We start from the raw sequence: 3,583 nt of genomic DNA on the forward strand, positions 1-3,583 counted from the left end.
AACGGCGCCGTCCAGATCTTCCGGGGGTCGCCGTCCGGGCCGCGCGCGGGCGCGGTGCTGACCGTCGCGGACCTGCGCCGCCGCCCCGGCAGCGACCGGTTCGGCGCGGCGCTGGCCGCCGCCGACCTCGACGGCGACCGCGACGACGAACTCATCGTCGGGATCCCCGGGCTGCGGGGCGGCGGCGGTGTCGCCGTGTTCGGGCTGCGCGGCCGGGGCGTGCGGCCCGGCCCGTTCGTCACGCAGCGCACCGGCTGGGTCGCCCAGCGGGCCGCCGAGACCGATGGGTTCGGCTCGGTCCTCGCGGCGGGCGACTTCGACGGCGACGGGCGCGCGGAGATCGCCGTGGGCGCCCCGGACGACGGGCCGCGCGGCGCGGGCACCGTCACCGTCCTCGATCCGCTGGAACGGTCCGCGACCTACGTGGGCCAGGACGAGCCCGGCGTGGGCGGGACGTCCGAGCGCGCCGACGCGTTCGGGTCCGCGCTCGCCGCCGCGGACTTCGACGGCGACGGCCGCGACGACCTCGCGGTCGGCGTGCCGGGGGAGGACCCCGCGGGTTCGGCCGACGAGGCGGAGGGCGCCGTCCAGGTTCTCGGCGGCCCCGGGATGCGCCGGCTCGGCCCCACTCTGACCGGCGGCGGGCCGCCCGGCTCCTGGATCGGCCCCCGGACCGGCCCCAGCACCGGCCCCCGGACCGGCCGCAACGGGCGTTTCGGTGCCGCCCTCGCGGCGGGCGACCTTGACGGCGACGGCGTTCCCGACCTGGCCGTGGGCGCTCCCGGCGGCGGTGAGGTGCGCGTCCTGCGCGGTGTCCGCGGATCCGGCCCGCGCGGGCGCGGGGCGGTGGTCGTCTCCTCCCCGGCCGGTCCCGGCGCCCGGTTCGGCGACGCGCTGGCGGTCTGCGGCCGGGGTCGCGGGACGTCTCTGGTCATCGGCGCCCCGGGCGCCCGCGACTTCGGCGGTTCCGTCTTCGCCGTGCGGGCGCTTGACGCCGCGGCCGCGCGCGCGGCCGTGCAACTGCCCGTCCAGCCGCGGGGGCTCACCGGCTACCGCCTGGGCTGAACCCACGGGCCGCCCCTCTGCAAAGCGGCTCGATCGGGCGGTTCGTAACGGGTCGGTTGAAAAAAGTTCCGGCTTGAGGGTGGATCGAAAAACAGGACGGCGTTGACCACTTCAGCTGATCGGGCTTACCGTCACCGAAAGCATCGCAGGAAGCGATGTGATCAGCGCTGAGAACGTCATACCCAACCTGTCTGGAAAGCCAGCCAGAAAGGTCATCGGATCCGAGCCAGAGGACGATCCATTCATGCGGAAGAGATTACGATGAATAATGTCAAAAGCGCTGCGGCGCTGCTGTTCGGGGCGCTCGGCCTGTCCGCCGTGACGATCCTGCCCGCCCAGGCCGGCCTGCCCGGCCAGGCCACCGACGCCGAGCCGACGCCCGACGGCGTCTCCGTCGAGGTCGTGACCGTCAACGGTTCGGGCTGTCCGGCGGGCACGGCGTCGGCGTCCGTCTCCGAGGACAGGACCGCCTTCAGCGTCACCTACGACGACTTCCTCGCCTTCGCGGGCGCGGACGCCAACCCCACGGGGTTCCGCAAGAACTGCCAGCTCAACCTCAAGGTGCACGTCCCGCAGGGCTACACCTACGCCGTCAAGGGCATCCGGCACCGCGGCTTCGCCGGCGTGGAGTCCGGCGCCACCGCCCTGCTGCGGACCAACTACTACTTCCAGGGCAGCCCGCAGAACAGCGTGGTCAGCCACACGATCAGGGGCCGCTACCTCGGCAACTGGGTGTACGACGACGACGTCGCCCAGGACCAGCTCGTCTACAAGCCCTGTGGCGAGGAGCGCAACCTCAATATCAACACGGAACTGCGGGTGGACACCGGAACCTCGGACGAAGCCAAGATCAGCTTCGTCGCGCTGGATTCGCAGCGCGGAAGCGCCCGGTACGACTTCGCCTGGAAGCGCTGCGGCGCTTAGTTCACCCGTTCGCCGCGTCCGATCCATGGGCACGTCCTGACGCAGTCCGCCCATGGTGCGTATTCAGCGCGCGAGGGCGGACAGGGAAAGGGCGTTGTCCGAAATGGTGAAGGCGGCGGCGACGGAGGCGGGCGCCCCGCGGCGCGTGACGTGGGCGAGCGTGTGGAACTCCGCGCGCAGCGCCGCGGCGTCCGCCTTCGCCAGGACGAACCCCCGCCGCTGGTCGATGAAGGCGATGTGGGGGTTCTCCGCGCGGACGGCGGCGTTCTCCACCGGGTCGTGGTACCCGTCGCCGTCACTGGCCACCGACGTGGTGACCAGTTCGACGCCGACCCGCGGCGAGTCGGGGTCGTCGAAGTCGGCCCGCAGGTCGCAGGCGTGCGCGACGTGCACGTCCCCGGTGAGGACGACGGGGTTGCGCGCCCCCGACGAACGCAGCGCCGCCATCAGCCGGCCCCGCTCGGCGGCGTAGCCGTCCCAGCCGTCCAGGGCCATCTCCTGGCCCGGCCCGAGCCGCAGGTCGCGCTGGGCGAGGAACACCTGCTGGGCGAGCAGGTTCCAGCGGGCCCGGGAGCCGCGCAGGCCCGCCTCCAGCCAGTGAAGCTGCGCCGGGCCGAGCAGTGCGCGGCGGTCGTCGAGCCGGGCGTCGCACCCGGCCCGCAGCCCGTCGTCGCAGGGCTGCTCCGCGCGGAACTGCCGGGTGTCGAGCAGGTGCAGGTCCGCCGTGGCGCCCCAGCCGAGCCGCCGGGTCAGCGCGATCCGGCCGTCCGGGCGCAGTGTCCCGGGTCGCAGCGGCATGTGCTCGTAATAGGCGCGGGCGGCGGCGCTCCGCAGCGCCCGGAACTCCGGCTCGCGGGCCTTTGGAGCGTTCCCGGCCCAGTTGTTCTTCACCTCGTGGTCGTCCCAGATCACCGCCCAGGGGGCCGCGGCGTGCGCGGCCCGCAGGTCCGGGTCGGTGCGGTACTGGGCGTGCCGGCGACGGTAGTCGGCGAGGGTCCGGCATGTGCCCGGGGTGTGCCGCCGCACGATCGGCAGCGTCTCGTGCGCGCCCGCCGCACCCTCGTACAGGTAGTCGCCGAGATGGAGCACGAGGTCGGGGTGCCGCTCGGCAAGCCGCCGGTAGGCGGTGAAGTAGCCGTGCTCGTAGCAGGCGCACGACACGGCCCCGAACGTCAGCGGGGACGCCGCGCCGGGCGCCGGGGCCGTCCGCGTCCGCCCCGTGGGGGACAGGTGGCCGGACGCCCGGAACCGGTAGAAGTACTCGGCGCCCGGTCGCAGCCCGGCCACCTCCACGTGCACGCTGTGCGCGGACGCGCGGCGCGCGGTGGCCCGGCCCCCGCGGGCGAGCCGGCGGAACCCCGCGTCCTCGGCGATCTGCCACTCCACGGCCGCCTCACCGCCGGGCATCCCGCCGTGGCCGTCGTCGGCGAGCGGGTCGGGGGCGAGACGCGTCCACAGGACGAACCCGTCCGGCACGGGCTCCCCGGACGCGACGCCGAGCTCGAACGGGTACGGGCCCCCGGCCCGGCGCGCGGCCGGGACGAGCGGCCCGGCGGCGGGCCCGGTGAGCGGTGCGGGCGGCGGCGTCCCGGGG

At 74.9% G+C, this 3,583-nt stretch carries 3 protein-coding genes; 2 read left to right on the forward strand and 1 reads right to left on the reverse strand.

The annotated features are described in order from the left end of the window. Together E1291_RS40225 and E1291_RS40230 are read left to right on the forward strand one after the other, a co-directional pair. Nucleotides 1-1,065, forward strand: a 1,065-nt coding sequence (locus E1291_RS40225) for an FG-GAP repeat protein (RefSeq protein ID WP_131743249.1), incomplete at its 5' end; no start/stop codon positions are given. Between the two features lie 261 nt (nt 1,066-1,326). Continuing rightward, on the forward strand, nt 1,327-1,989 hold the full coding sequence (locus tag E1291_RS40230; protein ID WP_131743250.1) for a DUF4360 domain-containing protein: 663 nt from the start codon (nt 1,327-1,329) through the stop codon (nt 1,987-1,989). A 63-nt stretch (nt 1,990-2,052) separates the two neighbouring features. Here the strand turns inward: E1291_RS40230 and E1291_RS40235 are convergent. Next, nucleotides 2,053-3,583, reverse strand: a 1,531-nt coding sequence (locus tag E1291_RS40235) for an alkaline phosphatase D family protein (RefSeq protein ID WP_131743251.1), incomplete at its 5' end; no start/stop codon positions are given.

It is taken from the genome of Actinomadura roseirufa, from assembly GCF_900659635.1.
Taxonomy (GTDB): domain Bacteria; phylum Actinomycetota; class Actinomycetes; order Streptosporangiales; family Streptosporangiaceae; genus Spirillospora; species Spirillospora roseirufa.